This is a genomic window from Bradyrhizobium tropiciagri (genome assembly GCF_018130545.1).
Lineage (GTDB): Bacteria > Pseudomonadota > Alphaproteobacteria > Rhizobiales > Xanthobacteraceae > Bradyrhizobium > Bradyrhizobium tropiciagri_A.
Map to the genome: position 1 here is coordinate 214,780 of NZ_JAFCKF010000006.1, position 25,698 is coordinate 240,477.

General features: G+C 64.3%; 27 protein-coding genes, 1 tRNA gene and 1 pseudogene. 13 read left to right on the forward strand and 16 right to left on the reverse strand.

The genetic code is table 11. From position 1 onward, the window contains the following. Window positions 1-61 precede the first annotated feature (61 nt). The 7 genes from trpA to rpsA all read right to left on the reverse strand — a co-directional run bounded on the left by trpA (window position 62) and on the right by rpsA (window position 6,703). Window positions 62-898 (reverse strand): tryptophan synthase subunit alpha, encoded by an 837-nt coding sequence (gene trpA, locus JQ616_RS26120; protein WP_212019531.1) that lies wholly within the window; start codon window positions 896-898, stop codon window positions 62-64. Beyond that, complete coding sequence (gene trpB, locus JQ616_RS26125; protein WP_092120781.1) at window positions 895-2,112, reverse strand: tryptophan synthase subunit beta; 1,218 nt, start codon at window positions 2,110-2,112, stop codon at window positions 895-897. The genes trpA and trpB overlap by 4 nt, the downstream gene beginning before the upstream one ends. Further along, window positions 2,109-2,768: a phosphoribosylanthranilate isomerase gene (locus JQ616_RS26130; protein WP_212019533.1), complete on the reverse strand. Its 660-nt coding sequence runs from the start codon at window positions 2,766-2,768 to the stop codon at window positions 2,109-2,111. Before JQ616_RS26130 ends, trpB begins: the two co-directional genes overlap by 4 nt. Window positions 2,769-2,844: 76 nt before the next feature. Continuing rightward, window positions 2,845-3,228, reverse strand: coding sequence for a LapA family protein (locus JQ616_RS26135; protein WP_212019535.1), 384 nt, complete (start codon window positions 3,226-3,228; stop codon window positions 2,845-2,847). A gap of 100 nt (window positions 3,229-3,328) precedes the next feature. Continuing rightward, the gene (locus tag JQ616_RS26140; RefSeq protein ID WP_212019537.1) at window positions 3,329-3,658 is read right to left on the reverse strand and encodes an integration host factor subunit beta; all 330 of its coding nucleotides are present in this window, start codon (window positions 3,656-3,658) and stop codon (window positions 3,329-3,331) included. A gap of 174 nt (window positions 3,659-3,832) precedes the next feature. Further along, window positions 3,833-4,810: a signal peptide peptidase SppA gene (gene sppA, locus JQ616_RS26145; protein WP_212019539.1), complete on the reverse strand. Its 978-nt coding sequence runs from the start codon at window positions 4,808-4,810 to the stop codon at window positions 3,833-3,835. 183 nt (window positions 4,811-4,993) lie between these two features. Continuing rightward, a complete protein-coding gene (rpsA, locus tag JQ616_RS26150; protein WP_076863580.1) occupies window positions 4,994-6,703 on the reverse strand; it encodes a 30S ribosomal protein S1 in 1,710 nt (569 codons plus the stop codon). Window positions 6,704-7,198: 495 nt separating this feature from the next. On the opposite strand from rpsA, the gene JQ616_RS26155 reads away from it, so the two are divergent. Continuing rightward, window positions 7,199-7,372, forward strand: coding sequence for a hypothetical protein (locus tag JQ616_RS26155; RefSeq protein WP_212019541.1), 174 nt, complete (start codon window positions 7,199-7,201; stop codon window positions 7,370-7,372). Between the two features lie 95 nt (window positions 7,373-7,467). Here JQ616_RS26155 and cmk read toward each other — a convergent pair whose 3' ends face one another. Both cmk and aroA read right to left on the reverse strand, forming a co-directional pair. Then, window positions 7,468-8,097 carry a (d)CMP kinase gene (gene cmk / locus JQ616_RS26160; protein ID WP_212019542.1) on the reverse strand — a complete coding sequence of 210 codons (630 nt, stop codon included), beginning with the start codon at window positions 8,095-8,097 and terminating at the stop codon, window positions 7,468-7,470. Next, window positions 8,094-9,431 carry a 3-phosphoshikimate 1-carboxyvinyltransferase gene (aroA, locus tag JQ616_RS26165; RefSeq protein WP_212019544.1) on the reverse strand — a complete coding sequence of 446 codons (1,338 nt, stop codon included), beginning with the start codon at window positions 9,429-9,431 and terminating at the stop codon, window positions 8,094-8,096. Before aroA ends, cmk begins: the two co-directional genes overlap by 4 nt. Before the next feature lie 146 nt (window positions 9,432-9,577). On the opposite strand from aroA, the gene JQ616_RS26170 reads away from it, so the two are divergent. From JQ616_RS26170 to JQ616_RS26180, 3 genes and pseudogenes are all read left to right on the forward strand, one after another. Next, window positions 9,578-9,982 carry a TIGR02300 family protein gene (locus JQ616_RS26170; RefSeq protein ID WP_163153987.1) on the forward strand — a complete coding sequence of 135 codons (405 nt, stop codon included), beginning with the start codon at window positions 9,578-9,580 and terminating at the stop codon, window positions 9,980-9,982. A 94-nt stretch (window positions 9,983-10,076) separates the two neighbouring features. Then, window positions 10,077-10,152 (forward strand) — tRNA-Ala (locus tag JQ616_RS26175). A 102-nt stretch (window positions 10,153-10,254) separates the two neighbouring features. After that, window positions 10,255-10,491: pseudogene (locus JQ616_RS26180) on the forward strand (GIY-YIG nuclease family protein); the annotation flags it as partial. A 17-nt stretch (window positions 10,492-10,508) separates the two neighbouring features. Here JQ616_RS26180 and JQ616_RS26185 read toward each other — a convergent pair. Then, window positions 10,509-10,970 carry a MarR family winged helix-turn-helix transcriptional regulator gene (locus JQ616_RS26185; RefSeq protein ID WP_212020164.1) on the reverse strand — a complete coding sequence of 154 codons (462 nt, stop codon included), beginning with the start codon at window positions 10,968-10,970 and terminating at the stop codon, window positions 10,509-10,511. Window positions 10,971-11,143: 173 nt separating this feature from the next. Between JQ616_RS26185 and JQ616_RS26190 the strand changes: the two genes are divergently transcribed. From JQ616_RS26190 to JQ616_RS26225, 8 genes are all read left to right on the forward strand, one after another. Further along, window positions 11,144-11,569 carry an organic hydroperoxide resistance protein gene (locus tag JQ616_RS26190; RefSeq protein WP_024584324.1) on the forward strand — a complete coding sequence of 142 codons (426 nt, stop codon included), beginning with the start codon at window positions 11,144-11,146 and terminating at the stop codon, window positions 11,567-11,569. Window positions 11,570-11,768: 199 nt separating this feature from the next. After that, entirely contained in the window at window positions 11,769-12,974 is a 1,206-nt protein-coding gene (locus JQ616_RS26195) for a CaiB/BaiF CoA transferase family protein (RefSeq protein ID WP_249137277.1), read from the forward strand. Between the two features lie 204 nt (window positions 12,975-13,178). Then, entirely contained in the window at window positions 13,179-14,495 is a 1,317-nt protein-coding gene (gene ugpB, locus JQ616_RS26200) for a sn-glycerol-3-phosphate ABC transporter substrate-binding protein UgpB (protein ID WP_212019546.1), read from the forward strand. Window positions 14,496-14,557: 62 nt separating this feature from the next. Next, a complete protein-coding gene (gene ugpA / locus JQ616_RS26205; protein ID WP_212019548.1) occupies window positions 14,558-15,439 on the forward strand; it encodes a sn-glycerol-3-phosphate ABC transporter permease UgpA in 882 nt (293 codons plus the stop codon). Then, entirely contained in the window at window positions 15,439-16,287 is an 849-nt protein-coding gene (gene ugpE / locus JQ616_RS26210; protein WP_212019550.1) for a sn-glycerol-3-phosphate ABC transporter permease UgpE, read from the forward strand. The genes ugpA and ugpE overlap by 1 nt, the downstream gene beginning before the upstream one ends. After that, a complete protein-coding gene (locus JQ616_RS26215) occupies window positions 16,287-17,369 on the forward strand; it encodes a sn-glycerol-3-phosphate import ATP-binding protein UgpC (RefSeq protein WP_212019552.1) in 1,083 nt (360 codons plus the stop codon). The genes ugpE and JQ616_RS26215 overlap by 1 nt, the downstream gene beginning before the upstream one ends. A 170-nt stretch (window positions 17,370-17,539) precedes the next feature. Then, window positions 17,540-17,965, forward strand: coding sequence for an Hsp20 family protein (locus tag JQ616_RS26220; RefSeq protein WP_212019554.1), 426 nt, complete (start codon window positions 17,540-17,542; stop codon window positions 17,963-17,965). A 50-nt stretch (window positions 17,966-18,015) separates the two neighbouring features. Then, a complete protein-coding gene (locus JQ616_RS26225; protein WP_029082491.1) occupies window positions 18,016-18,282 on the forward strand; it encodes a DUF1150 family protein in 267 nt (88 codons plus the stop codon). 71 nt (window positions 18,283-18,353) lie between these two features. Here JQ616_RS26225 and JQ616_RS26230 read toward each other — a convergent pair whose 3' ends face one another. The 5 genes from JQ616_RS26230 to JQ616_RS26250 form a co-directional block, all read right to left on the reverse strand. After that, the gene (locus tag JQ616_RS26230) at window positions 18,354-18,692 is read right to left on the reverse strand and encodes a DUF6665 family protein (RefSeq protein ID WP_212019556.1); all 339 of its coding nucleotides are present in this window, start codon (window positions 18,690-18,692) and stop codon (window positions 18,354-18,356) included. An 83-nt stretch (window positions 18,693-18,775) separates the two neighbouring features. Continuing rightward, entirely contained in the window at window positions 18,776-20,107 is a 1,332-nt protein-coding gene (locus tag JQ616_RS26235; protein WP_212019558.1) for an MFS transporter, read from the reverse strand. Window positions 20,108-20,399: 292 nt separating this feature from the next. Continuing rightward, a complete protein-coding gene (locus JQ616_RS26240) occupies window positions 20,400-21,923 on the reverse strand; it encodes an AMP-binding protein (protein ID WP_212019560.1) in 1,524 nt (507 codons plus the stop codon). A gap of 144 nt (window positions 21,924-22,067) precedes the next feature. After that, a complete protein-coding gene (locus tag JQ616_RS26245) occupies window positions 22,068-23,198 on the reverse strand; it encodes a DUF5938 domain-containing protein (RefSeq protein WP_212019562.1) in 1,131 nt (376 codons plus the stop codon). Between the two features lie 36 nt (window positions 23,199-23,234). Next, window positions 23,235-24,038, reverse strand: coding sequence for an SDR family NAD(P)-dependent oxidoreductase (locus JQ616_RS26250; RefSeq protein WP_212019565.1), 804 nt, complete (start codon window positions 24,036-24,038; stop codon window positions 23,235-23,237). Between the two features lie 335 nt (window positions 24,039-24,373). Between JQ616_RS26250 and JQ616_RS26255 the strand changes: the two genes are divergently transcribed. Continuing rightward, a complete protein-coding gene (locus JQ616_RS26255; RefSeq protein ID WP_212019567.1) occupies window positions 24,374-25,012 on the forward strand; it encodes a TetR/AcrR family transcriptional regulator in 639 nt (212 codons plus the stop codon). Between the two features lie 101 nt (window positions 25,013-25,113). Here JQ616_RS26255 and ptsN read toward each other — a convergent pair whose 3' ends face one another. Beyond that, window positions 25,114-25,575 (reverse strand): PTS IIA-like nitrogen regulatory protein PtsN, encoded by a 462-nt coding sequence (gene ptsN, locus JQ616_RS26260; RefSeq protein WP_029082506.1) that lies wholly within the window; start codon window positions 25,573-25,575, stop codon window positions 25,114-25,116. Window positions 25,576-25,698 lie beyond the last annotated feature (123 nt).

Below are 25,698 nucleotides of genomic sequence, written 5' to 3' on the forward strand. Positions count from 1 at the left end.
ATGGCGGGCCGGGCGAACCCGGCAAGCCGCCATTGGCGGCCTTGTTGCCGCAAAATGTGGCTTATTCAGCGGCCTGCTTGGCGCCCCGGACCCCCTGGGCCAAGGCGGACACCAGGTCCGCCACCGCGCTCACGGTCTTCGGCGTCGCGCGGCCCTCGGCATCGAGATTGGCACGCACCGCATCGACGATCGCGGTACCGACCACCGCGCCATTGGCGCTTTCGGCGATCGCCCGCGCCGTCTCCGGAGTACGGATGCCGAAGCCGACGCAGACCGGGAGCTTGGTGTGCCGCTTGATGCGGGCGACGGCTTCCGCAACCGCGGTCGAATCGGCCGCCGCGGCGCCGGTGATGCCGGTGATCGAGACGTAATAGACAAAGCCCGAGGTGTTGGCGAGCACCGCCGGCAGCCGCTTGTCGTCGGTGGTCGGCGTCGCCAACCGGATGAAGTTCAGCCCGGCCTTCATCGCGGGGATGCAGAGTTCGGTGTCTTCCTCCGGGGGCAGGTCGACGATGATCAACCCGTCGACGCCGGCGGTCTTGGCATCGGCCAGGAAGCTGTCGACGCCGTAGATGTAGATCGGATTGTAATAGCCCATCAGCACGATCGGCGTGGCGTTGTCCTCCTTGCGGAAGTCGCGGACCATCGCCAGCGTCTTGCGCAAGGTCATGCCGCCCTTGAGCGCGCGCAAGCCGGCAGCCTGGATCGACGGGCCGTCGGCCATCGGATCGGTGAACGGCATGCCGATCTCGATGACATCGGCACCGGCCTTCGGCAGCGCCTTGAGGATATCAAGCGAGGTCTTGGCGTCGGGGTCGCCGGCCATCACGAAGGTGACGAAAGCAGAGCGGCCCTGCTGCTTCAGCTCGGCGAAACGTGCGTCGATACGAGTGGTCACTTCTGCCTCGCCTTCAAGATGTCGCCGACCTGCGGCACGTCCTTGTCGCCACGGCCCGAGAGGTTGACCACCATCAGATGATCCTTCGGCCGCTGCGGTGCGAGCTCGGACAATTTCGCGATCGCGTGCGCGGATTCCAGCGCGGGGATGATGCCTTCGAGCCGCGACAGCAGCTGGAATGCGGCCAGCGCCTCCTCGTCGGTCGCCGAGAGATACTTGACGCGGCCGGTCTCATGCAGCCAGGCGTGTTCGGGGCCGATGCCGGGATAGTCGAGGCCGGCGGAGATCGAATGCGCTTCCTCGATCTGGCCGTCGGCATCCATCAGCAGGTAGGTGCGATTGCCGTGCAGTACGCCGGGGCGGCCGCCGGCGAGCGAAGCAGCATGCAGCTGCGTCAATCCATGGCCTGCCGCCTCGACGCCGAAGATCTCGACGGAGGGATCATCAAGGAACGGGTGGAACAGGCCCATCGCATTGGAGCCGCCGCCGATGCAGGCGATCAGCGAGTCCGGCAGGCGGCCCTCGGCCTCCTGCATCTGCGTGCGCGTCTCGTGGCCGATGATCGACTGGAAATCGCGCACCATCATCGGATAGGGGTGCGGGCCCGCGACCGTGCCGATGCAATAGAAGGTGTTGTGCACGTTGGTGACCCAATCGCGCAGCGCGTCGTTCATCGCGTCCTTTAGCGTGCGCGCGCCTGACTGCACCGGCACCACCTTGGCACCGAGCATTTCCATGCGGATCACGTTCGGCTGCTGCCGCTCGACGTCGACCGCACCCATATAGACCACGCATTCGAGCCCGAACCGCGCGCACAGCGTCGCCGTCGCGACGCCGTGCTGGCCGGCGCCGGTCTCGGCGATGATGCGCTTCTTGCCCATGCGGCGCGCGACCATGATCTGGCCGAGCACGTTGTTGACCTTGTGCGAGCCGGTGTGGTTGAGCTCCTCGCGCTTCAGATAGATCTTGGCGCCGCCGAGATGCTCGGTGAGCCGCTCGGCGAAATACAGCGGCGAAGGCCGGCCGACATAATCCTTCAGATAGACATTCATCTCGGCCTGGAACGCCGGATCGGCCTTGGCGTCGGCATAGGCCTTTTCGAGATCGAGGATCAGCGGCATCAGCGTTTCCGCGACGAAGCGGCCGCCGAAAATGCCGAAATGCCCGCGCTCGTCGGGACCGCTGCGGAAGGAATTGGGCAGGTTTTGATTCATCGAACCATCAGTTCCTGAGTTGCGCGTGCGGCGCGGATGAAGGCGCGGATCAGCTCGGGATCCTTGACGCCGGGCGTGCGCTCGACACCCGACGAGACGTCGACCCCGCCGGCGCGGGTGACCCGGACGGCTTCAGCGACGTTACCGGCATTGAGCCCGCCGGAGACCATGTAGGGCAGCGCGAGATCGAGATGTTCCAGCAAGTGCCAATCGAACGGCGCGCCGAGACCGCCCGGCCGCGTCGCATCCTTCGGCGCGCGGGCATCGAACAGGATGCGGTCAGCGACGCCGGCATAGCCCGGCAGCGGCGCAAGGTCGGCCGACGTCTCGACCGGCAGCGCCTTCATCAGCGGCAGGTCGAATTTCTGCTTGAGGTCGCGCAGCCGCGCCGTGGTCTCCTTGCCGTGCAATTGCAGGATATCCGGCCGCAGCGTCTCGATGATGTTCTCGATGGTCGCGTCGTCGGCGTCGACGGTCAGCGCGACCTTGACGGCACGGCCCTTGGCGCGGCTGCCGAGCTCGCGCGCGGTCTCGAGGCTGATATGGCGCGGCGACGGGGGAAAGAACACGAACCCCACCATGTCCGCGCCGCCCTCGAGCGCGACGTCGAGCGTCTCGCGCGTGGACAGGCCGCAGATTTTGACGAGCAGGGGCATGGTCTCGAAACGGGTCTTCAAAACGGGTTTTCGGGCGTCCGGAACCGGGGTTGACCCAAGTCCGACGGGGCGGGTTCTACAACGTCGCGCCCTGCTTGTCTCGCCCATTGGGCCCGTAAAAGCCGAGCTGTGCCGGGGCCGGACGGCGCTGCGCGTCGTCCCGGGCGGCGGCCCTGAGGTCGGCGAGCTCGGTGCGGACCTGGCGGGCGTCCGCCTCGTGCTGTCGGGCGGCGCGGCGCCAGCGCCCCTGCCTGAACCAGGTCGCGATGCCGCCCGCGATCACACCCAGGATCGCGGAGGCGATGATGACGACGAACAGCGGCAGTGTGACCGCAATCGTCGGCGTCACAGAGTTGAAGGGATCAAACGACACCGTCACCCAGTGACGGTTGGCGACGGCAAAGATGACGAAGATCAGTCCGAGCGGAATGACGACCACTGCCGTGAAGAACTTTCGCATGACCATCTCTCGCAGCGATGGAGAAAGTAGCGGGCCGATCGCCCGCAGCACGGCAACGCCTGATCTCGCTCGCTAGGCGTCAGCCCTAAGCATCAGCCTTCTAAGCGTCGGCTTTGGGTGCGTCGACCTTGGAGGCTCCCGCCTCGGCCTCGTCGCGATTGAGGCGCTCGCGCATTTCCTTGCCGGTCTTGAAGAACGGCACGCTCTTCTGATCGACCGGCACATGCTCGCCGGTACGCGGATTGCGGCCGGCGCGCGCCGGGCGATGCTTCACCGAGAATGCGCCGAAACCGCGCAACTCGACACGGTCGCCACGCGCCAGCGCCGCGACGATTTCATCGAGAATCGCATTCACAATATTCTCGACATCCCGCTGATAGAGGTGCGGGTTGTGCTCGGCGATACGCTGAACAAGTTCGGATTTGATCATCGAAAGTGGGATCCGGGCTCTTGCGGAAACCCATTTCCGTGAAAATGCCGTGCACTGTCAAGACGCTAAATCGATTTAGAGCGCCGTGAAATCGCGTGACAAATAGCCCGATTGGGGCATGCGGCGATTCCCGCAGAGCGAGAATTCATCAAACGATACCCGTTTGGCAGCCGATCAGTCGGTTCCGCCCGGGCTCCACAGCGCCAGCATGCCGTCGAGGCCGAAGCGGTCGGCCGCCTGGGCCACGCCGCCCTGCTCGATCCGCCGTGCGATGCCGCCGAGGCCGAGCGCATCGAGCGTCATGGATGCCGCCGTGCGCAGGAAGGTCAGGTCGCTGAAGCGCGGATTGAGCTTGTAATTGCGCACCGGCAGGTCGCTTTTGATCTTCTTTTCTGCAACCAGCCAGGCAATCGCAGTCTTCTCGTCCCCGAGCTGGTCGATCAGCTTGAGATCGACCGCCTGCCGGCCGGTGAAGACGCGGCCGTCAGCGACCTTCTCCAGCAGGGCGTCGTCCATGCCGCGCCGCTCCTTCACCAATCCACGGAACCAGGCATAGGAATCCTTGACCAGACCCTCGATCGCGGCGCGGGCCTCGGGGCTGGTCGGCTCCATGCCGTTGGGCGCCGCCTTCAGCGGGGAGGATTTGATCTCCTCCATCTTCACGCCGACGGTCTTGAGCAATTCCGAAACGTTCGGAAACTGAAAGAGCACGCCGATCGAGCCGACCAGCGAGGTCTGCTGGGCGACGATATGATCGGAGGCGATCGCGGTGATGTAGCCGCCCGAGGCGGCCAGGCCCTCGACCACCACGACCAGCGGCTTCTTCGCCTTCAACTGCATCAGCGAGTCGTAGAGCTGCTCGGAGCCCGCGGTGGTGCCGCCAGGCGAATTGATGTGCACGACGACCGCCGCGTAGCTCGACTTGCCGAGCCGCTCCAGCGCCTCGACGCGCTCCTGGTCGCTGCGGATCAGTCCATCGATATTGATCCGCGCGATCGCGTTTGCCGTCGAGAAGCTGCCGCGGCCGCCGGCGACGATCACGCCCACGCCGACGATCGCCGCGATCGCAATCACCGCAGCGGCGACGCGCCAGAAGGTCAGCTTGCGCCTGATGCGGCGGCGGTCGACGATCACATCCGAATCCAGCGACATCCGATCTCTCCAGAAAATAGTTCGCGCGCAGTCCCGCGCGTTTTGCAGTCGCAGCATCACTATCTGCTTAGCCAAATACATCAATTGCGGCGCAATTTGAAGAAAACAAGGCCCGCTGCTCAGTAAACAAAAAGGGCCCCGGCTTGCGCCGGGGCCCAATCGTTCGCCTCAATCGGCGAAGGCTTACTTGTCGGTACCGCGGTTCTTCAGCGCGGTGCCAAGGATGTCGCCGAGCGTCGCCCCCGAATCGGAGGAGCCGTACTGCGCGATGGCTTCCTTCTCTTCGGCAACTTCCAGCGCCTTGATCGAGACCTGCACCTTGCGGGCCTTCTTGTCGAACTGGATGACGCGGGCATCGACCTTCTCGCCGACGGCGAAGCGTTCGGCGCGCTGGTCGTTGCGATCACGGGCCAGCTCGGACCGCTTGATGAAGGTGGTGAACTCGGTGCCCGAGATCCGGACCTCGATGCCGCTTTCCTTCACTTCGAGCACTTCGCAAGTCACGACCGCGCCCTTCTTGACGTCGCCCGGCTCGGCGAAGGGGTCGCCTTCGAGCTGCTTGACGCCAAGCGAGATGCGCTCCTTCTCGACATCGACATCGAGCACCACGGCCTTGACCATGTCGCCCTTCTTGAAGTTGTCGATGACCTGCTCGCCCGGAAGCTTCCAGTCGAGGTCCGAAAGATGGACCATGCCGTCGACGTCGCCGTCGAGACCAAGGAACAGACCGAACTCGGTCTTGTTCTTGACCTCGCCTTCGACGGTCGAACCGACCGGGAACTTCTCGACGAAGACTTCCCAGGGATTGCGCATGGTCTGCTTGAGACCGAGCGAGATGCGGCGCTTGACCGAATCCACTTCCAGCACCTGCACTTCGACTTCCTGCGAGGTCGAAACGATCTTGCCGGGGTGCATGTTCTTCTTGGTCCACGACATCTCGGAGACGTGGATCAGGCCTTCGATGCCCGGCTCGAGCTCGACGAACGCGCCGTAGTCGGTGATGTTGGTGACGCGGCCGGTGAAGCGGGCACCCAGCGGGTACTTGGCTTCGATGCCCTGCCACGGATCATCCAGCAGCTGCTTCATGCCGAGCGAGATGCGGTGCGTCTCGTGGTTGATCTTGATGATCTTGACCTTCACGGTCTGGCCGATGGTCAGCACCTCGGTCGGGTGGTTGACGCGGCGCCAGGCGATATCGGTCACGTGCAGCAGGCCGTCGATGCCACCGAGATCAACGAACGCACCGTAATCGGTGATGTTCTTGACCACGCCGTCGATCACCTGACCCTCTTCGAGGTTCTGCACCAGTTCCTGGCGCTGCTCGGCGCGGGTCTCTTCGAGAACCGTGCGGCGCGACACCACGATGTTGCCGCGGCGGCGGTCCATCTTGAGGATCTGGAACGGCTGCGAGTTGTTCATCAGCGGCGCAACGTCGCGGATCGGACGAATGTCGACCTGCGAGCGCGGCAGGAAGGCCACCGCACCGTCGAGGTCGACCGTGAAGCCGCCCTTGACCTGGTTGAAGATGACGCCGTTGACCTTTTCGTTGTTCTGGAACGCCTTCTCGAGCTTGCCCCAGCTCTCCTCGCGGCGCGCCTTGTCACGCGACAGCACGGCTTCGCCGAGCGCATTCTCGATGCGGTCGAGGAACACCTCGACTTCGTCGCCGACCTTGAGGTCGCTTTCGCGGCCGGGGCCGGCGAATTCGCGCAGCGCGACGCGGCCTTCGGTCTTCAGGCCGACGTCGATGACGGCCATGTCCTTCTCAATTGCAACCACCTTGCCCTTGATGACCGAGCTTTCCTGCAAATTGCCGCCGGCAAAGGACTCATCAAGCATCGCCGCGAAATCGTCGCGGGTCGGGGTGTAAGAAGACGCAGAATTCGAAACCATTTGATCTCCAGATGCGGAATCTCGCCGGCAGTTCGGGTTGATGGGCGCACCGCGCGTGAAGTGTCAGGGTTCCGCAAACCCTGACGACCGCTCATTGCAGGAGGTGCAACAGCGGGCCGGCAGCAAGACTGCACGTTCGGTACGTTTGAATGATCCGGAGCCTGATTAGGAAATATCGACTGCAAGACCTGGGAGCGGGCGTTCCTCCAGATGCGGCGAGGGCTCAAACCCGGCGCCGGCCCGCTCAGACACGATCTCGACAATGTCGATGGTGCTCCGAACGGCGCTGATATAGCCCCGGGGGCCATTTTGGGCAAGCCGGAAATGCCCGATTTACGGGCGGTTAAGGCCAATCGCGGCAGACCGCGCCCCGGACATGGCATCTCAACGCGCTGTTGACTGCGTCGGGCGAAATGCCCCGCCGGGGACCGCCCTGTGCCCCCGCCGTTAAGCAGCGCCCCATACGATAGCACCGTTTCAACAGGGGGACTTTCAGTGAAAAGCTTTGTGGTGCTGGCGGCGATCGCCGTCCTGACGATTGGAAATGCGATTGCCGGGATGCCCGGCGCGGTTTCGGCCGAGAACGGGACCTCGGCCAAGGCGGCGCAGCCGCTGCTGAGCATGGCCGAGCAGGAACTGCCGTTCGACCGCTACTGGTCCAAGAACTAATCCCAAGAAACGGATCCAACAGGCCTCAAATCGGCCCGGAGCGCGATGACCTCGTCATCGCGCTCTTTTTCTTTTCAGGGCCAGTTTCGGCCGGATCAGCGCCGGGCGCGCGCCGCCTCGACGATCGCGATGGCGGCGCGGACGCCGGCCTCGATGTCGAGGTTGGAATTATCCAGCGTATGGGCGTCCGCCGCCGGCCGCAGCGGCGCGATGGTCCGGTTCTGATCCCGCTCGTCGCGCTTGAGGATGTCGGCGAGCACGGCCTCCTCGTCGGCGTCCTCGCCGCGGGCGCGGGCTTCCAGGGTGCGCCGCCGCGCACGCACGCGGGGATCGGCGACCACGAAGATCTTCACGTCGGCATCGGGGCAGATCACGGTGCCGATGTCGCGTCCATCCAGCACCGCGCCGGGCGGATCGGCGGCGAACTGGCGCTGGAAGTTCACCAGCGCTTCGCGCACCTTGGGAAAGGCCGAGACAACGGACGCGCCCTCGCCGACCTTCTGGGTCTTCAGGATCGGATTGCCGAATTTCTCGGGATCGAGCTCGAGCGCGACGGCCACCGCCAGCATCTCATCATTGAGGTCGGCGCCCTGCGCCATCATCGCATAGGCAACCGCGCGGTAGATCACGCCGGTGTCGAGATGGCGATAGCCGTAGTGGTGGGCGAGCCGCTTGCCGAGCGTGCCCTTGCCGGAGGCGGCGGGTCCGTCGATGGCGATGATCATGCGAAGTCAGCTCCAAGCGAGCGCATCATCGGAATGAAGTCAGGGAAACTGGTTGCGATGAAGGCGGTGTCGTCGACCTTTACCGGCCGATCCGACGCGCAGCCCATCACCAGCGCCGACATCGCGATGCGATGATCCATGTGGGTGGCAACGAGACCGCCGCCCGGCACATGGCCGCGGCCCTCGACGATCAGATCGTCGCCGGACACCTCGACCTTGACGCCGTTGACGCGCAGCATATCCGCGGTGGCTTCGAGACGATCGGATTCCTTGACCCGCAGCTCCTGCAGGCCGCGCATGATCGTGGTGCCTTCGGCAAACGCAGCCGCAACCGCCAGCACCAGATATTCGTCGATCATCGACGGCGCGCGCTCCGGCGGCACCTCGACGCCCCTGAGCTTCGAGGCCCGCACGCGCAATTGCGCCATCGGCTCGCCGGCATCGCCGCGTACGTCGTTCTCCTCGATCGCCGCGCCCATTTCGCGCAGCGTGGTGAACAGGCCGGTGCGCAGCGGATTGGTCATCACGTCGGAGAACACGACGTCGGAGCCTTCGACGATCAACGCCGCGACGATCGGGAACGCCGCCGAGGACGGATCGGCGGGCACCACGACGTCCGCGCCGCGCAGCTCGGGCTCGCCGTTCAGCGTGATCCGGCGGCCATGGCTGCCTTCCTTGTCCGAAGTGATCTCGGCGCCGAAATGCTTCAGCATCAGCTCGGTGTGGTCGCGGCTTGCTTCCTGCTCGATCACGGTGGTGATGCCGGGCGCGGACAGGCCCGCCAAGAGCACCGCGGACTTGATCTGGGCCGAGGCGACCGGCGTCTTGTAGACGATCGGCACCGGATAACGGGCACCATGCAAGGTCAGCGGCAGCCGGCCGCCGGCCCCGATATCGCTGGTTCGGGCGCCCATCAGCTCCAGGGGGTCGAGAATCCGGCGCATCGGGCGCGAACGCAGCGAAGCATCGCCGTCGAAAATGGCCGCGATCGGACAGCCGGCCACCGCGCCCATCACCAGCCGACAGCCGGTGCCGGAATTGCCGAAATCAAGCGGGGCTGCGGGCTGGGCGAACCCGCCGACGCCGACGCCTGCGACCGACCAGGCAAACGGCGCCGTTCGCTCGACCCTGGCGCCCAGGGCGCGCATGGATTTGGCGGTATTGAGGACGTCCTCGCCCTCCAAAAGGCCGGAAATGCGGGATTCGCCCACCGAAAGCGCCCCCAGGATCAGGGCGCGGTGGGAAATCGATTTGTCGCCAGGAACGCGGACCTTGCCGGCCAGCGGGCCGCAGGCACGTGATTCCAGCGGGGTTTGGGTGTCGGAATGGGCCAAGATTGTGTCCTCTCGCGCCGCGGCAGGTATCACATAGGCAACACCGCGTCACGCGCCCGTCACTTGCGCGCAAACCGCTATTGACAGCGGCTGCTCAACTAGCCAAGTGAAGCACCGTTTTTCAGCAAAATTCTGGGATGACCACGTTGGCCAAGTCCGAGCTCGGAACCAAGCGCATTTGCCCGACCACGGGCAAGAAGTTCTACGACCTCAACAAAAATCCGGTGATTTCGCCCTACACCGGCGAGGTCGTGCCGATCGCGCCGGTCGCCCCGCCGCGGGGCCGCGGCGCGCCCGTAAACTCGCCGGCAACCGCAGCCGAGCCAGAGGCGGCCGAGACCGAAGAGATGGTCTCGCTCGAGGAGGCCGATGCCGAGGAGAACACCGGCAAGGTCAAGGCCCAGGTTCCCGAATCCGAGGACGATATCGAGGTCGATGAGACCATCGATGACGATGACGACGACGATTCGACCTTCATCGCCGACGAGGAAGAGGGCGATGAGGACGTGACCGACATCATTGGTGACGTCGGCGGTGATGAAGAGACTTGAGATCGGCGCCGATCTATGATCAACGGTGCTGCCGCGCGAGTCATCTAGGCCGCGCGGACCGGGATTGATCCCCCAGGATCATCCCACTGGATAAGGGGCCATAGCTCAGCTGGGAGAGCGCTTGCATGGCATGCAAGAGGTCGGCGGTTCGATCCCGCCTGGCTCCACCACGCTTCGCCCTTCGGGCTACGCGTGGCGCAGCCACGGGTTGCCCGAAGGGCGAAGACGGACGGCCAAGGGTTCTATTACCCATCCGGCTTCAATGGATGCGAATGTGGTACGTCTACATCCTCCGCAGCATCAATTTCCCTGATCAAGAATACGTTGGCGCCACCGAGGATCTGAAACGGCGGATTCCCGAGCACAACGCCGGCAAGTCGGCCCACACTTCAAAATTCAAGCCCTGGCAGCTCGTCTGGTACTGCGCATTTCCGGACAAGTACAAAGCCCTGGCATTCGAGAAGTATCTCAAATCTCACAGTGGCCGCGCCTTCGCCAAGAAGCGCCTCAGCCGCAGCCCCCGCCCCTACTCCCCCAACACCGCATTCAGCCGATCACGCAGCGCGACGATCTCATCCTTCATTGCCAGCAGTTCGCCGACCGTACAGTCCGAGGCCGCGAGGATCGATTGCGGGACGGCTTTGGCCTTTTCGCGCAGCGCGTGGCCTTGCGGCGTCAGCGCGATCAGCACCACGCGCTCGTCTTCGGTGCTGCGGGTCCGCTTGACCAGCTCGGCCGCTTCCAGCCGTTTCAGCAGCGGCGTCAGCGTGCCGGAATCCAGGAACAGCCGCTCGCCGAGGTCCTTCACCGGCACGTCGTCGCGCTCCCACAACGCCAGCATCACCAGATACTGCGGATAGGTCAGCCCGAGCCGGTCGAGCAGCGGCTTGTAGACCCGGTTGAAGGCGTGCGCGGTCGAATAGACCGCAAAGCAGATCTGGTTGTCGAGCCGCAGCGCCTGATCCGCCGCCGTCTGTTTCCTGACCATGACTGTCATCGAATCCATCTCGTTTCCGGGTCATTCTGGGCTCACGGGACCGAGGATTCAATTGCGAACAATTAAATGTGAGGCCGCGCAATTTATATTGCGCGCAATTCGATTGCGTGCAATACGTTGACTGTCGAATTTCAAACCCAAGCCCAAAACCAAGGGAGACCACGATGTCTGTGAACGTGCTCTACAAGACCAGCGCCAAGGCAACCGGCGGCCGCGACGGCCATGCGGCAACGCTCGACGGCGCGCTCGACGTCAAGCTCACGACCCCGAAGGAACTCGGTGGCGGCGGTGGCGCCGGCAACAATCCGGAGCAGCTGTTCGCGGCCGGCTATGCCGCCTGCTTCATCGGCGCGATGAAGTTCGTGGCCTCGCAGGGCGGCCCCAAGGTTCCCGCCGACGCCGCGGTGACCTCGACGGTCGGCATCGGCCCGCGCTCGGAAGGCGGCTTCGGCCTCGCGGTCGACCTCGCAGTCTCGCTGCCCGGCCTGTCCCGCGCGGATGCCGAAGCGCTGGTCGAGAAGGCCCACCAGGTGTGCCCCTATTCCAACGCGACCCGCGGCAATGTCGACGTCAAGCTGACCGTCGTCTAATCCACCGCTTGCCAATAGTCCGCCACGCCTGCCGCGTGGCGGACTATTGTGTTTCAGACAGTCATTGCATGTCAGATGCCAGCTCGCTTGCGAACGCCCGCTGCATGGGCCTGCGCCGACGGGAGCATTGCTGCCTCGCCTGAAGACCGTTAGCTCTGGGACCGCATTTTCCGATCCCAACTGAGCGAAGGTTGTTTCCATGAATACCCCAGCGGCTGCGGGCGCGATGACCGGACTGCGCGTGATCGATCTGACACGCGTGCTCGGCGGCCCGTATTGCACCCAGATTCTCGCCGACCACGGCGCCGACGTGATCAAGGTCGAGCCGCCCGCCGGCGACGAGGTGCGCGAGTGGGGCCCTCCCTTCCATGAGGAAGACGCGGCCTATTTCGTCGGCATCAACCGCAACAAGCGCTCGATCGGCCTCGACCTCGCCTCCGAGGGCGGCCGCGCGGTGCTGATGAAGATGCTCGAGAGCGCCGACGTGCTGATCGAGAATTTCAAGCCGGGCACGCTCGACAAATGGGGCATCGGCAACGACGTGCTGCGCGCGAAGTTTCCGCGCCTCGTGCATTGCCGGATCTCCGGCTTCGGCGCCGACGGCCCGCGCGGCGGCAATCCCGGCTATGACGCGATCATTCAGGCGATGACCGGCATGATCGCAGCGACCGGCTCGCCGGAGAGCGGCCCGATGCGGATCGGCGTGCCGCTGGTCGATATCACGACTGGTCTTTATGCCGCGATCGGCATCCTGATGGCGCTGTCGGAGCGGCAGCGCTCCGGGCTCGGCCAGTTCATCGAGACCACGCTGTACGAGACCGGGCTTGCGATCATGCATCCGCACACCGCGAACTACTTCATGCATGGCAAGCCCCCGTCGCTCACCGGCAACGAGCATCCGAACCTCGTGCCTTACGCGATCTTCCCGACCAAGACCGACAACATCTTCATCGGCGTCGGCAATGACGGCACCTTCCGCAAGCTCGCCAAGGAAGTCGGCAAGCCTGAGCTCGGCACCGATCCGCGCTTTGCCCGCAACAAGGACCGCATCGCCAACCGCGATGCGCTGCGCCTCGAGCTGGCTGCTGTGTTCAGCCAGCACGAGGCCGAGCCGCTCTGCAACCGGCTGCTCGCCGCCGGCTTGCCGGCCGGCCCGGTGCAGAAGATCGACCAGGCGCTGACCAACCCGCACACGATCCATCGCGGCGATGTCATCGAGAAGGATTGGTACAAGGGCGTCGCCTCGCCGATCCGCCTCGAGCGCACCAAGCCGAGCCTGCGCCGCACGCCGCCGAAATTCAGCCAGCACGCTGCGGAGGTGCTCGGCGAGTTCGGCTACTCCAGGGATGAGATCAATGGCCTGGTCGACAAGGGCGTGGTCTGCGGTCCGCAGCGCAAGCGCTGACGCGTCCATCCGTTAACCCTGCGGTGCAGCGACGCGTCTGGCGCTGCACCGCACGACGCCGGCTGCGATCTTCGCCTTTTTTACCGCTTCCCTTTGTCGCGGCTTCCCCCCTACGATGGCTTTCGTTTATACGGTCATTTGAACGTCATCCGGCGCTGATAACGCGCGCAACGAAAGATGACGTTCCAACCGGGAGGGGCTTTGATGATTTTTCGACGATTGGGCGCTGCTGCTGTCGCCGCTGCTACGCTTGCATTCGCGTCGCCTGCATTTGCGGTGACCGAGATTCAGTGGTGGCACGCGATGACCGGCGCCAACAATGACGTCATCGTCAAGCTGGCCAACGACTTCAACGCCTCGCAGTCCGACTACAAGGTGATCCCGACCTACAAGGGCGGCTATGCCGACACCATGAATGCCGGCATCGCGGCATTCCGCGCCGGCAACGCGCCGCACATCATGCAGGTGTTCGAGGTCGGCACCGCGACGATGATGGCCGCCACCGGTGCCGTGAAACCGGTCTACAAGCTGATGGCCGATGCCGGCGAGAAATTCGATCCGAGCGTCTATCTGCCCGCGATCACCGGCTACTACTCGACCTCGAAGGGCGAGATGCTGTCGTTCCCCTTCAACTCGTCGTCGACCGTGATGTGGGTCAATCTCGACGCGCTGAAGAAGGCCAACATCGCGGAGATTCCGAAGACCTGGCCGCAAGTGTTCGAGGACGCCAAGAAGCTCAAGGCGGCCGGCTACACCACCTGCGGCTTCTCCGGCTCGTGGGTCACCTGGGTCAATCTCGAGCAGCTGTCGGCCTGGCACAACGTGCCGCTCGCCAGCAAGGCCAACGGCCTCGACGGCTTCGACACCGTGCTCGAATTCAACGGCCCGCTGCAGATCAAGCATCTCGAGAACCTGGTCGAGCTGCAAAAGGACAAGACCTACGACTATGCCGGCCGCACCAACACCGGCGAAGGCCGCTTCACCTCGGGCGAATGCCCGATCTACCTGACCTCGTCGGCGTTCTTCGGTAACGTCAAGGCGCAGGCCAAGTTCAACTTCACCGCGGCGCCGATGCCGTATTATCCCGACGTCAAGGGCGCACCGCAGAACTCGATCATCGGCGGCGCCTCGCTCTGGGTGATGGGCGGCAAGTCGGCCGAGGAATACAAGGGCGTGGCCAAGTTCCTGACCTTCCTGTCGGACACCGACCGCCAGGTCTGGATCCACAAGGCCTCGGGCTATCTGCCGATCACCAAGGCCGCCTACGCCAAGGCCAAGGCAGAGGGCTTCTACAAGGACCAGCCCTACCTCGAGACCCCGCTGCTCGAGCTCACCAACAAGGAGCCGACCGAGAACTCCCGTGGTCTGCGCCTCGGCAACATGGTGCAGCTGCGCGACATGTGGTCGGAGGAGATCGAGCAGGCACTGGCCGGCAAGAAGACCGCCAAGCAGGCGCTGGACTCCGCCGTCGAGCGCGGCAACCAGATGCTGCGGCAGTTTGAAAAGACCGCCGTCCACTGACATGATGTCGTGAGACTTCAACCGGCAGGCCGCACGCGCGGCCTGCCCTTTCTTCCGAGATCATGCAAAAGCAAGCGATTTTCCAATCAAAGCTGTTGCCTTACGCGCTGGTTGCCCCGCAACTCGCGATCGTCCTGATCTTTTTCTACTGGCCGGCCGCGCAGGCGGTGATCCAGTCGTTCCTGCTGCAGGACGCCTTCGGCCTGTCCACCAGCTTTGTGTGGTTCGACAACTATCTCGAGCTGTTCAAGGACCCGGCGTATTTCGCCGCGATCATCCGGACCTTCGCATTCTCGTTTGCGATCGCGGTGTCCTCGCTGTCGTTCGCGTTGCTGCTCGCGGTCATGGCCGACAAGCCGCTGCGCGGCTCGACGCTCTACCGCACGCTGCTGATCTGGCCCTATGCCGTCGCCCCGCCGGTGGTCGGCGTGCTCTGGGTGTTCATGCTGCATCCCTCGCTCGGCGTGCTGTCGCGCTATCTGCGCGCCATGGGCGTTGACTGGAATCCGCTGCTCAACGGCGACCAGGCGGCGGCCCTGATCATCCTCGCCGCGGCGTGGAAGCAGATCTCCTACAATTTCCTGTTCTTCCTCGCCGGCCTGCAGAGCATCCCGAAGAGCGTGATCGAAGCCGCGGCGATCGACGGCGCCCGCCCGATGCGGCGGTTCTGGACCGTGATCTTCCCGCTGCTGTCGCCGACCATCTTCTTCCTGCTGGTCATCAACATCGTCTACGCCTTCTTCGACACTTTCGGCATCATCGACACCATGACCCGCGGCGGCCCCGGCAAGGCGACCGAAACGCTGGTCTACAAGGTCTATACGGATGGCCTGCTCGGCGGGAACCTCGGCTCGTCGGCGGCGCAGTCGGTCATCCTGATGGTCATCGTCATCGTGCTGACGGGCATTCAGTTCCGCTTCGTCGAACGCAAGGTGACCTACTGATGGTCGAGGAGGAGGGCTTCCAGCGCTATCTGGCTCACGCCATCCTGTGGATCGGGATCGCGATCGTCGCCTTCCCGGTGTATCTGGCGATCGTCGCCTCGACCCAGGACAACGCCGTCATCGCCAACGGCCAGATGTCGCTGTTGCCCGGCGGCCATTTCTTCGAGACCTACTACCAGACGCTGTTTGTCGGCACGAGCGGCTCGACCCGCGAGCCGGTGCTCAACATGATGCTGAACTCGCTGGTCATGGCGCTGTTGATCGCGGTCGGCAAGATCGCGATCTCGATCATCTCGGCCTATGCGATCGTGTATTTCCGCTTTCCGTTCCGGATGGCGATCTTCTGGATCATCTTCATCACCCTGATGCTGCCGGTCGAGGTGCGCATCTATCCGACCTACAAGATCGTCGCCGATCTGCATCTGCTCGACAGTTACGCAGGCCTGTCGCTGCCGCTGATTGCATCCGCCACCGCGACGCTGCTGTTCCGGCAGTTCTTCATGACGGTGCCAGATGAATTGCTGGAGGCCTCGCGGATCGACGGCGCCGGCCCGTTCCGCTTCTTCTGGGATACGCTGCTGCCGCTGTCGCGGACCAACATGGCCGCGCTCTTCGTGATCCTGTTCATCCTCGGCTGGAATCAATATCTCTGGCCGCTGTTGATCACCACGCGTGACGACATGCAGACCATCCAGGTCGGCATCCGCAAGATGATCACCACGACCGATGCGCTGACCGAATGGCCGATCGTGATGGCGACCGCGCTGCTCGCGATGCTGCCGCCGGTGTTCGTCGTCGTCGTGATGCAGAAACTGTTCGTGCGCGGATTGGTGGAGACGGAGAAGTAATGGCCAACGTCACGCTGCGCAGCGTCCGCAAGACCTATCCCGGCGGCTTCGAGGCCATCAAGGGCGTCGATGTCGACGTCGGCGACGGCCAGTTCTGCGTGCTGGTCGGGCCCTCCGGCTGCGGCAAGTCCACCTTGCTGCGCATGGTCGCCGGACTCGAGACCATCACCGGCGGCGAGATCGACATCGGCGGCCGCGTGGTCAACCAGGTCGAGCCCGCCGATCGCGACATCGCGATGGTGTTCCAGAACTACGCGCTCTATCCGCATATGAGCGTCTACAACAACATGGCCTACGGCCTGCGCAACCGCGGCATGGCCGAGGCCGAGATCAGGACCCGGGTCGAGGAAGCCGCGCGCGTGCTCGAGCTGTCGCCGATGCTGGAGCGCAAGCCGCGGCAGCTCTCCGGCGGCCAGCGTCAGCGCGTCGCGATGGGCCGCGCCATCGTGCGCCAACCGAAAGTGTTTCTATTCGACGAGCCGCTGTCGAACCTCGACGCCAAGCTGCGCATCGCGATGCGAGTCGAGATCCGCAAGCTGCAGCGTCGGCTCAACACCACATCGATCTACGTCACCCACGACCAACTCGAGGCGATGACGCTGGCCGACATCCTGGTGGTCATGAATGGCGGCCAGGTCGAGCAGATCGGCAATCCGCTCGACATCTACCAGAAGCCGGCGACCACCTTCGTTGCCTCCTTCATCGGCGCGCCGCCGATGAACCTGATGCCGCTGCGCTCGGACGAGCTGACCTCCCAGATATCGGGCGCCGACGGCGCCGGCATCGTCGGGATCCGGCCGGAGGACTTCGTCATCACCAGCGAGACCGCCTCCGGCGGTGTCGCGCTCGACCTGACGGTCGAGGCGATCGAGCATGTCGGCGCCGAGACCTTCGTCTATGGCAGCCGCCAGCGCGAGGAGCAGGGCATCGCCGCCAATCCGGGCGAGCTGCCGCCGGGCGAGGTGATCGTCCGGGTTCCCGGCGCCACCGGCCCCGCCATCGGTGAGCGGATCCGGGCAGTGGCCCCGCGGGACAAACTGCATCTTTTTACCGCCGATGGCCGGAAGCGGGTCGCGGGGTAACCGATCGAGAAGAATTTGCCCTCATGTTGCGGGCGTTTAGGCTGGTTTCGGGGCTGCTTGAACGCTATCCAGTTCGCCCCCATATCCCTCACTGACCGGAGGCCAGACGGCCCGCCGGTTGCATGGGGCGCCGCAAGGGCCCCTCAAAGTCGCTTCGAGAGGACTTTGTAATGTCTCGTGTTCCATCGTTGTCCAGTCCGTTCCTTCTGGGATTCGACGAGATCGAGCGTGCGCTCGACCGCGTCGTAAAGGGCGCCGACGGCTATCCTCCGTACAATATCGAGCGGTGCGACCGGTCCAACGGGCAGCCTGAAAAGCTGCGCATCACGTTGGCGGTGGCGGGCTTCACCCGTGACCAACTCGATGTAACTATTGAGGAAAATCAGCTCGTCATCCGCGGCCGCCAGCAGGACGACAAGGCTCGGCAATACATCCATCGCGGCATTGCCGCGCGCCACTTCCAGCGCACTTTCGTGCTGGCGGAGGGGATGCAGGTGCTGGGCGCGGATCTGAAGAACGGGCTGTTGTCGATCGACCTGGCCAGGCCAGAACCTGAACGGGTCATTAAGACAATCGCTATCAATGAGCACGAATAATAGAAACAACGAGCGGACTCGACCGCTTATCTGACTGAGGAGTCGAGACCATGAGTGAAGCGAGTATCATCTACCAATCCGACAGCGTCACGCCGGAAGCACTGGCTCATCTGGGCGAGGGTCATATCGCCTATGTGAAGCAGGTCCGTTCCGAGGACGTGCCCGACCTCTTTCCGCAGGCGCCCAAGATCGCGCCCGGCCTCAAGCTGTTTGCACTGCATGCCGCCGACGGCACGCCGATCATGCTGACCGACAGCCGCGAAGCCGCGATCGCCAACGCCTGGAGCAACGAGTTGCAGGCCGTCAGCGTCCACTGACGCACGGCTGAAGCATCCGCGAATACAGATGCGCGGGCATGCCTCGACACCGAGGCGGCCCGCGCATTTTTTTATGACGATGTTGTCGATGGAGTGAGCAGCGGCCCCATGCTGAGCTGCACCTCGCCGGGAACGCCATAGTCGCGCATCAACATGCGGTTGTTGCGCAGCCCGCAAGCCTCCCGCTGCACCACGAACATCCAGAGCGCGTGACCGGCTTCCCGCACCAGGGTGCGCCGCGCCTGCTGCCTTGCTTCGGCGTTCGGGTGAGCAGCATCGAACTCGCGCAATTTGGCGAGCGCCTGTTCCAGTGCGCGGCCCATGCGCCCGAGCGCGCTCGCACTTTCTTCGGCGAGCTCGTAAGCAAGAACGTCGACTGGAACGCGATCGAGACGAAAATCGCGGGACATCGGTTATCCCCTGGGTCGCATGCGCAACATGCGCCCACTGTCTTCGTCGGCGCTCCAATGTCAATGGACGCCCGATCATTCGATCACGGTCTGTCGTGCTCCTCGGAAATGTCCTTGTTGGTGTAGTCGGGCATCAACGCGGTTGCGACAATGCTGACCACCGCGCAGAACAGAATGTAGAGCGCGATCACGTAGCCGGAACCGGTCGCGGCCAGCAGCGCCGTGGCGATCAAAGGTGCCGGTCCGCCCGATATGACCGAGGAGAGCTGGTAGCCGATCGAGCAGCCGCTGTAGCGCAGCCGCGGCGTGAAGCATTCGGCGATCAGCGCCGCTTGCGGGCCATACATCAGGTCGTGCGGCACGAATGACAGCACGATGGCGATGAAGATCAGCGCGGGCGCAGCCGTGTTCAGCATGCCGAAATAGGCGAAGCCGAACAGCCCGGTCAGGACCGAGCCGATCAGATACATCCGCTTGCGCCCGATGCGATCCGACAAATGCCCGGCCAACGGGATGGTAACGAGCGAGACGAGACCGGCACAGATCAGGCAGATCAGCAGGAAGTCGCGGTCTTGATGGATGACCTGGGTGCCGTAAGCGAACACGAAGGCGAGATAGATATAAGCCGGCGCCTGTTCGGCCATCCGCGCCAGTGCCGCGAGGATGATCGATCGCGGCTGCCTCCTGATCACCTCGATGACCGGAACGCGCGCGACGCGATTCTCGGCCACGATCCGGCGGAACGTCGGCGTCTCCATGATGCCGAGTCGGATGTAGAGCCCGATCGCGATCATCACGAGGCTGAGCAGGAACGGAATGCGCCAACCCCAAACCAGGAACTGGTCGCCGGATATCCGGCTGAACACCAGCACCGCGATGTTTGCCAGCAGCAACCCGGCGGGGCCGCCGAGTTGCGGCCACGAGGTGATGAAGCCGCGGTGCTGATTGGTTCGCGCCCACTCCATTGAGAGCAGCACCGAGCCGCCCCACTCACCGCCAACGCCCACACCCTGGAGGAAGCGAATGACGGTCAGGATGACGGCACCCCAGATACCGATCTGGTTATAGGTGGGGACGAGGCCGACCGCCGCGGTGGCAAGCCCGGTCAACAGCAGCGTGGCGATCAGCGTCGCCTTGCGGCCGATCCGATCGCCATAGTGGCCGAAGATCGCGGCGCCGATCGGCCGTGCGATGAAGCCGACCGTGTAGATGGCGAATGCCTCCAGCACGCCAACCAGGGGATCGGACTTCGGAAAGAACAGCTTGCCGAAGACCAGACCGGTCACCGTGCTGTAGAGCAGAAAGTCGTACCATTCGATGGTCGTGCCGACCGTGCTGGCGATCAACGCGCGACGCAATTGCGCCTGGTGCTCGGCTTCCGGCAGCGGGGCGATTGCAATGTCCAATGTCGTCATTGTGCATCTCCCTGGCCGACATATTCGGCCTTCTGGAATGCGTTGCGTCACCGTCCACGGCGATGGACGATGCTATCGATGCCCGTTTGCTAGTTTGGTTGGGGCGGCGCCGCTCATGCGCGGGTCGTACCCATGCAGGGCCTCAGGAAGCCGGTCCCTGGATTGCGAGCGGCACAACCGATCGCCATCGCGGGAGTACGACATCCCTTATGACACGGTCTTGCAAGCCGAAATCTAGCCCTCCGGTCCGCCCGGTAAATTCGACCTTGGTCTGCCTCAACTCCCTGAAAGCTCAGGTCAGCCGCGCGCGGATGTCCGGCTTCAGCACCTTGCCGACCTTGGAGCGCGGCAGGTCGTCCCAGACCTCGATCTGCTTCGGGGTCTTGATGCTGCCGATCTGCTGCTTGACGAACGCTGCCAACGCCGTCGCATCGACGGTGTGGCCGGCGCGCGGCTGCACCACGGCAACGATGCGCTCGCCCCATTTGTCGTCGGGTAGACCTATGACCGCGCAATCCTGCACCGCTGCGTGGGCGCGCAACGCATTCTCGACCTCGATCGAGTAAACGTTGAAACCGCCGGTGATGATCATGTCCTTGGCGCGGTCGACGATATAGAGGTAGCCGTCGCTGTCGATGTAACCGATGTCGCCGGTGTGGTGCCAGCCATGCGCCGAGGCTTCGCGCGTGGCCTCCGGGTTCTTGTAATAGCCTTCCATCACCAGCGAACCGCGCACCACGATCTCGCCGCGCGATCCCGCCGGCAGCAGCTTGCCGTCGCCGTCCATGATGCCGGCCTGCACCAGCGGGCCGATCCGCCCCGCGGACGCAAGACGCTCCATCGCGATGCTGCCGTCCGCATTGTAGTGATCGGCCGGCGCCATCATCGAGATCATCATCGGCGCCTCGGTCTGACCGAACAGCTGCGCCATCGGCCCGATCCGTTTCAAGGCTTCCGCAAGCCGCGTCGCCGAGATCGGCGCCGCGCCGTACCAGAAGCATTGCAATGAGCTGCGATCGGCCGCGTCGAGCCCGGGATGATCGAGCAGCATGTAGATCACGGTCGGCGGCAGGAACGTGTGCGTGACGCGGTAGCGCTCGATCAGCGTCAGGAACTCGCCGATGTCAGGGTGGTGCATGATCACGACGCGGCCGCCCAGCGTCATGATCGGAAAACACAGCACGCCGGCGGCGTGCGTCAGCGGTGCCAGCGCGAGATAGATCGGGCGACCCTTGAAGGGGTAGCCCATCAAGGTCAGCGCGGTCATCGCCTCGATGTTGCGGCCCGAGAGCATGACACCCTTGGGCTTGCCGGTGGTGCCGCCGGTGCCCGGGATCATCGCGAGATCGTCGATCGTGTCGCGCTGATAGAGATCGTCGGCGAGCCCAGAGAGCCAGCGGTCGAACGACGGCGCGAACGGCAGCTCGGCATCGAGACAGACCAGCGCGCGCAGTTTCGGCAGATCCTGCCTGACGGCCTCGACCATCGAGGCGAAGCTCGAATGAAACAGCAGCAGGTTGCAATCGAACTGATCGAGGATGAACTTGTTCTCGGCCGCCTCGTTGCGCGGATTGATCGGACACCATACCGCGGCGGCGCGCGAGATCCCGAACACGCAGGCAAACGCGAGCGGATCGTTGCCGGAGAGGATCGCGACCTTGTCGCCGGGCGCGATGCCCGATCGCTCGAGCCCGCGCGCGATCCGGTAGCTCAGCTTTTGCACGTCGCCATAGCTGAGGTCGCGTCCGTCCATGGTGAGGCACGGCGCGTCGGCACCGAGCGAGGCACCCTTGTCGAGATAATCGATGAAGCGCATGGCGGGTCTCGCGAGAGGGGGCGGGTGACGCGCGACTGCGTCACCCGCGGGTAGAGCGTTTTCGAGCAAATTGGATGCGGGCCCGTTTGACGAAAACGCTTCAGGGAACGGAGTGTCGAGCCCCGACCCGATCGGGGCTCGAGCTCAATCGTGCACGGTCAGGACCGGCTTGCCGACCAGGCCGAAGCTGCGCAATTGACCGAGCAGCTCGTGATGGCCGAACGCCTGGCAACCGGAAGCGAAGCCGACGCGCTTGGGCGGCTGCTGCAGCAGATACGCTGCGGCAAAAGCCTGCATCAAGCCGGTCTGCTTGTAGTTGCTGTTGCCGTAGATGACGCAGTGCGCGCGCCCGAGCGGGCCGGAGGCATACACCGAATCCATCGACTTGTTGACGCGCGGGTTCTCGCGCGGCGGCATGGTGTTCATCACGCCGGCAGCGGTCTGTGCCAAGGCGGCGTAGCGTTCGTCGGGCTTCATGTCCTTGGTCGCCTCCAGCGCGGCAGCGACGATCTGCGGCACGCCCAGCATCAGCGCGCGGTTGAACACGCCGCCGAGCACCTTGACGTTGGCGACGCGCGGATCGCGCTTGAACCACACCGGGTGCGAGGTGCCGCCCCAGGGCAGCGCCAGCGCCAGCTCGTGCTGGCCGGGGATCGCGAGGTTGTAGAGTCCTGCATCGGGCTGATGCTCGACGTACTTGTTCTGCTCGAGATAGTAGGCCTTGGCCATCGCAGCGTTGACCAGGATGGTCTGCGTCGAGGCGATAGTCGGGCTGCCGCCCCAGAACACGGCGATATCCAGGGTGTCGAGGCCGGGCGTTTCCAAGCACAGCTGCGCGGCGATCTCACCGGTGGTGTACATCTGTGCGATGCCCGGCGCGAGCAGCAGGCCGGCATTGGCGAACTTGGTGCCGAACTCCTGTTCGAGCGTGATCAGCCAGTCCTGCTCGCCGGTCGTGTCGGTGTAGTGGCACTTGGCCGCGAGGCAGGCCTGCACCACCTCGACTCCGAACTTGGCGAACGGGCCGACGGTGTTGAGCACCACCGAGGCGCCCTTGAACAATTCGGTCAGCGCGGCCGTGGTGTGCGGCACCGTCACCACCTCATAATCGGCAGTCTCGATGCCGGCCACGTTCGACTTCATCGCGGCGTTGAGCTTGTCGGCGCTGCGGCCGGCGGCGATGAAGGGGATGTTGTACTCGCGCAGATATTCGCAGACCAGCCGGCCGGTGTAGCCGGACGCGCCATAGACGATGACGGGCTTCTTCTCGCTCATTGCGTTCCTCCGAAATGCTTGTTGTCGGCGTTGTTGCTACATGCCCATGCCGCCATCGACCGGCAGGCCGATGCCGGTGATGAAGCGGGCATCGTTCGAGCACAGGAACACCGCGGCGTCGGCGATGTCGGTGACCTCCGCGAGCTTGCCGAGCGGCGTCTGCTCCACCACCGAACCGACCGCGGCATTGACGTCGGGCGCGAGGCCAATCTTCACGATGTCATTGGCGAGCTGCAGGCCCATGTCGGTCGGAATCAGGCCGGGATAGATGCAGTTGACGCGCACGCCATAGCCGAGCTTGCCGGCTTCCATCGCGCCGACACGGGTCATGCGGTCGACCGCGGATTTGGTGCCGGAATAGACGGCTATGCTCGGGAAGGCGATCGTCGCAGCAACCGAGGCGATGTTGACCACAGCACCACCCTTGCCTGCGGCGCCGCCGGGACGCATCGCGCGGAAGGCGTGCTTCATGCCGAGCACGGTGCCGACGATGTTGACGTCGCACATCCGCCGCGCGTCCTCGGCCTTGATGTCGGCGACCAGCGAGGTGATCTCGATGCCGGCATTGTTGATCAGGATGTCGAAGCCGCCGAGGGTTTCAACGGTCGCGGCGGCGGCGCGCTCCCATTGCGCATCGTCGGTGACGTCGAGTTTGGCAAAGCCGGTCTTCACACCGGCCTTGGCGATCTCGGCGGCGGTGGCCTTGCCGGCATCGTCGAGAATATCGCCGATCATGACCGCGGCGCCGGAGCGCGCCAGTGCCTGCGCGATCGCCGCGCCAATCCCCCGGGCGCCGCCGGTGACCAGGGCTTTCCTGCCTTCAAGGCTCTTCCCACTCATGACGTAGTCCTCCCTTTGCTTGCTGATTGATGGTGCTGCGGACTGGAGGCAGCGCGGCCCGGGGCGCTTTGCGCATTTGGAGCGCATTGGTGGTCGCGGCCGGCGTCGGCGGGGCGCAGCATGAGCGCGCCCGGCGGTGCATTTCCTCCTGTTTTATCGATAGGTCAGCCGTCTTGACGGTTGTCCAAATTATTGAGCCAACCCTCGTCCAGGAACTTGACACTTGTCAAGCCTGAATTTGACAAGTGTCAAAGAGGATGCTGTGAAGGGATGGAGCACGCCGCGGTCGCCGCGGTATAAGTTGCTGAAGGGAAGAAGCAGAGGATAGGCACCGGATGGCGCGGCAAGCGACAGGAGCGGCCCAGCGTGTCGCCGTAGCGGCCGAGACGCTGCGCGACGAGAAGTTCAACGCACGGCGCATCGAGCTTGCGGAGGCCGCGCTTGAGACGCTTGGCGAACTCGGCTTCGCGCGCACCAGCCTGCGCGAGATCGCGCAGAACTCCGCCTTCACGCACGGCGTGTTTCACTACTACTTCAGCGACAAGCTCGATCTGATCTGCTGCTGCGTGCGTCACTACAAGGCGAAATGCGTGACGCGCTATGACGAGGTGGTGACGACGGCACGAAGCCGCGACGAATTGACCGAAGGCTTCCTCGCCAAGCTCGCGGCCACGCTCGAGACCGAAGCGCGCATGCACCGGCTCTGGTACGATCTGCGCTCGCAGGCGATGTTCGAGCCGGCGTTTCGCAAGGACGTGCTCGAGATCGACAAGAGCCTGGAAGCGATGATCTGGCGCATCGCCACGCGCTACGCCGAACTCGGCAACAAGCGGCCGGCATCGTCACCGGCGGCGCTCTACGCGTTGTTCGACGGCCTGTTCCAGAGCGCGCTGCTCAGGTATCTCGCAGATGACAAGAAAGCCGTTCCGGACCTGCTCGACGAGGTTCGTCGTTTGCTGCCGACGATCTGCTGAAGCGTTCGACGGCATCGACAGCGCGTTGGCGTGCGCCATCGCGTGACGAGCAGGCTATATCTTGATGACAGTTGCGCGAACGATTTCGCTGACGCCGATGATTACGCCGCGCTCGCCGGCGGCAGCGCGAGCACCGAGTAGATCGCTTGAGCGTCGCGCGAGGCGCGCAGCTTCTTGGCGACGTCCTGGTCACGCAGCAGGCGGGCAATGCGCGCCAGCGCCTTGAGGTGGTCGGCGCCGGCGCCTTCGGGCGCCAGCAGCAGGAAGATCAGATCGACCGGCTGGCCGTCCATCGCTTCGAAATCGATCGGGCGCTCGAGGCGGGCGAAGAAGCCGAACAGCTTCTCGAGCTTCGGCAGCTTGCCGTGCGGAATGGCAACGCCATAGCCGACCGCGGTGGTGCCGAGCTTCTCGCGCTGCAGCAGCACTTCAAAAACGGCGCGCTCGTTCTGCCCGGTCAACGCCGATGCGCGCGCGGCGAGTTCCTGCAGCGCCTGCTTCTTGCTGATGACTTTCAAAGCCGGCAGTATCGCCTCGGGTGCGACCAAATCGGTAATCGGCATTGGGACGTTCCGAGGTGAATGACCGTCAGGTTGCGAAATGAGCTTTACAGCGGCGGCGTCAAGAAGTTGAGGTGGGATGCGGGCTTAGCCCGGGTCCAGCTGGCAGGGCTTCTACTCCAACGT

What these genes read in the sequence shown, in the direction of transcription:
- sppA (WP_212019539.1), bottom strand. Translation starts at nt 4,810, where the DNA reads ATGTCGCTGGATTCGGATGTGATCGTCGACCGCCGCCGCATCAGGCGC.
- rpsA (WP_076863580.1), bottom strand. Translation starts at nt 6,703, where the DNA reads ATGGTTTCGAATTCTGCGTCTTCTTACACCCCGACCCGCGACGATTTC.
- ptsN (WP_029082506.1), bottom strand. Translation starts at nt 25,575, where the DNA reads ATGCCGATTACCGATTTGGTCGCACCCGAGGCGATACTGCCGGCTTTG.
- JQ616_RS26225 (WP_029082491.1), top strand. Translation starts at nt 18,016, where the DNA reads ATGAGTGAAGCGAGTATCATCTACCAATCCGACAGCGTCACGCCGGAA.
- JQ616_RS26130 (WP_212019533.1), bottom strand. Translation starts at nt 2,768, where the DNA reads ATGCCCCTGCTCGTCAAAATCTGCGGCCTGTCCACGCGCGAGACGCTC.
- JQ616_RS26195 (WP_249137277.1), top strand. Translation starts at nt 11,769, where the DNA reads ATGAATACCCCAGCGGCTGCGGGCGCGATGACCGGACTGCGCGTGATC.
- JQ616_RS26245 (WP_212019562.1), bottom strand. Translation starts at nt 23,198, where the DNA reads ATGAGCGAGAAGAAGCCCGTCATCGTCTATGGCGCGTCCGGCTACACC.
- JQ616_RS26255 (WP_212019567.1), top strand. Translation starts at nt 24,374, where the DNA reads ATGGCGCGGCAAGCGACAGGAGCGGCCCAGCGTGTCGCCGTAGCGGCC.
- JQ616_RS26190 (WP_024584324.1), top strand. Translation starts at nt 11,144, where the DNA reads ATGTCTGTGAACGTGCTCTACAAGACCAGCGCCAAGGCAACCGGCGGC.
- JQ616_RS26250 (WP_212019565.1), bottom strand. Translation starts at nt 24,038, where the DNA reads ATGAGTGGGAAGAGCCTTGAAGGCAGGAAAGCCCTGGTCACCGGCGGC.
- JQ616_RS26240 (WP_212019560.1), bottom strand. Translation starts at nt 21,923, where the DNA reads ATGCGCTTCATCGATTATCTCGACAAGGGTGCCTCGCTCGGTGCCGAC.
- JQ616_RS26185 (WP_212020164.1), bottom strand. Translation starts at nt 10,970, where the DNA reads ATGGTCAGGAAACAGACGGCGGCGGATCAGGCGCTGCGGCTCGACAAC.
- JQ616_RS26135 (WP_212019535.1), bottom strand. Translation starts at nt 3,228, where the DNA reads ATGCGAAAGTTCTTCACGGCAGTGGTCGTCATTCCGCTCGGACTGATC.
- JQ616_RS26235 (WP_212019558.1), bottom strand. Translation starts at nt 20,107, where the DNA reads ATGACGACATTGGACATTGCAATCGCCCCGCTGCCGGAAGCCGAGCAC.
- ugpB (WP_212019546.1), top strand. Translation starts at nt 13,179, where the DNA reads ATGATTTTTCGACGATTGGGCGCTGCTGCTGTCGCCGCTGCTACGCTT.
- JQ616_RS26220 (WP_212019554.1), top strand. Translation starts at nt 17,540, where the DNA reads ATGTCTCGTGTTCCATCGTTGTCCAGTCCGTTCCTTCTGGGATTCGAC.
- ugpA (WP_212019548.1), top strand. Translation starts at nt 14,558, where the DNA reads ATGCAAAAGCAAGCGATTTTCCAATCAAAGCTGTTGCCTTACGCGCTG.
- cmk (WP_212019542.1), bottom strand. Translation starts at nt 8,097, where the DNA reads ATGATCATCGCCATCGACGGACCCGCCGCCTCCGGCAAGGGCACGCTC.
- ugpE (WP_212019550.1), top strand. Translation starts at nt 15,439, where the DNA reads ATGGTCGAGGAGGAGGGCTTCCAGCGCTATCTGGCTCACGCCATCCTG.
- trpB (WP_092120781.1), bottom strand. Translation starts at nt 2,112, where the DNA reads ATGAATCAAAACCTGCCCAATTCCTTCCGCAGCGGTCCCGACGAGCGC.
- JQ616_RS26140 (WP_212019537.1), bottom strand. Translation starts at nt 3,658, where the DNA reads ATGATCAAATCCGAACTTGTTCAGCGTATCGCCGAGCACAACCCGCAC.
- JQ616_RS26230 (WP_212019556.1), bottom strand. Translation starts at nt 18,692, where the DNA reads ATGTCCCGCGATTTTCGTCTCGATCGCGTTCCAGTCGACGTTCTTGCT.
- JQ616_RS26215 (WP_212019552.1), top strand. Translation starts at nt 16,287, where the DNA reads ATGGCCAACGTCACGCTGCGCAGCGTCCGCAAGACCTATCCCGGCGGC.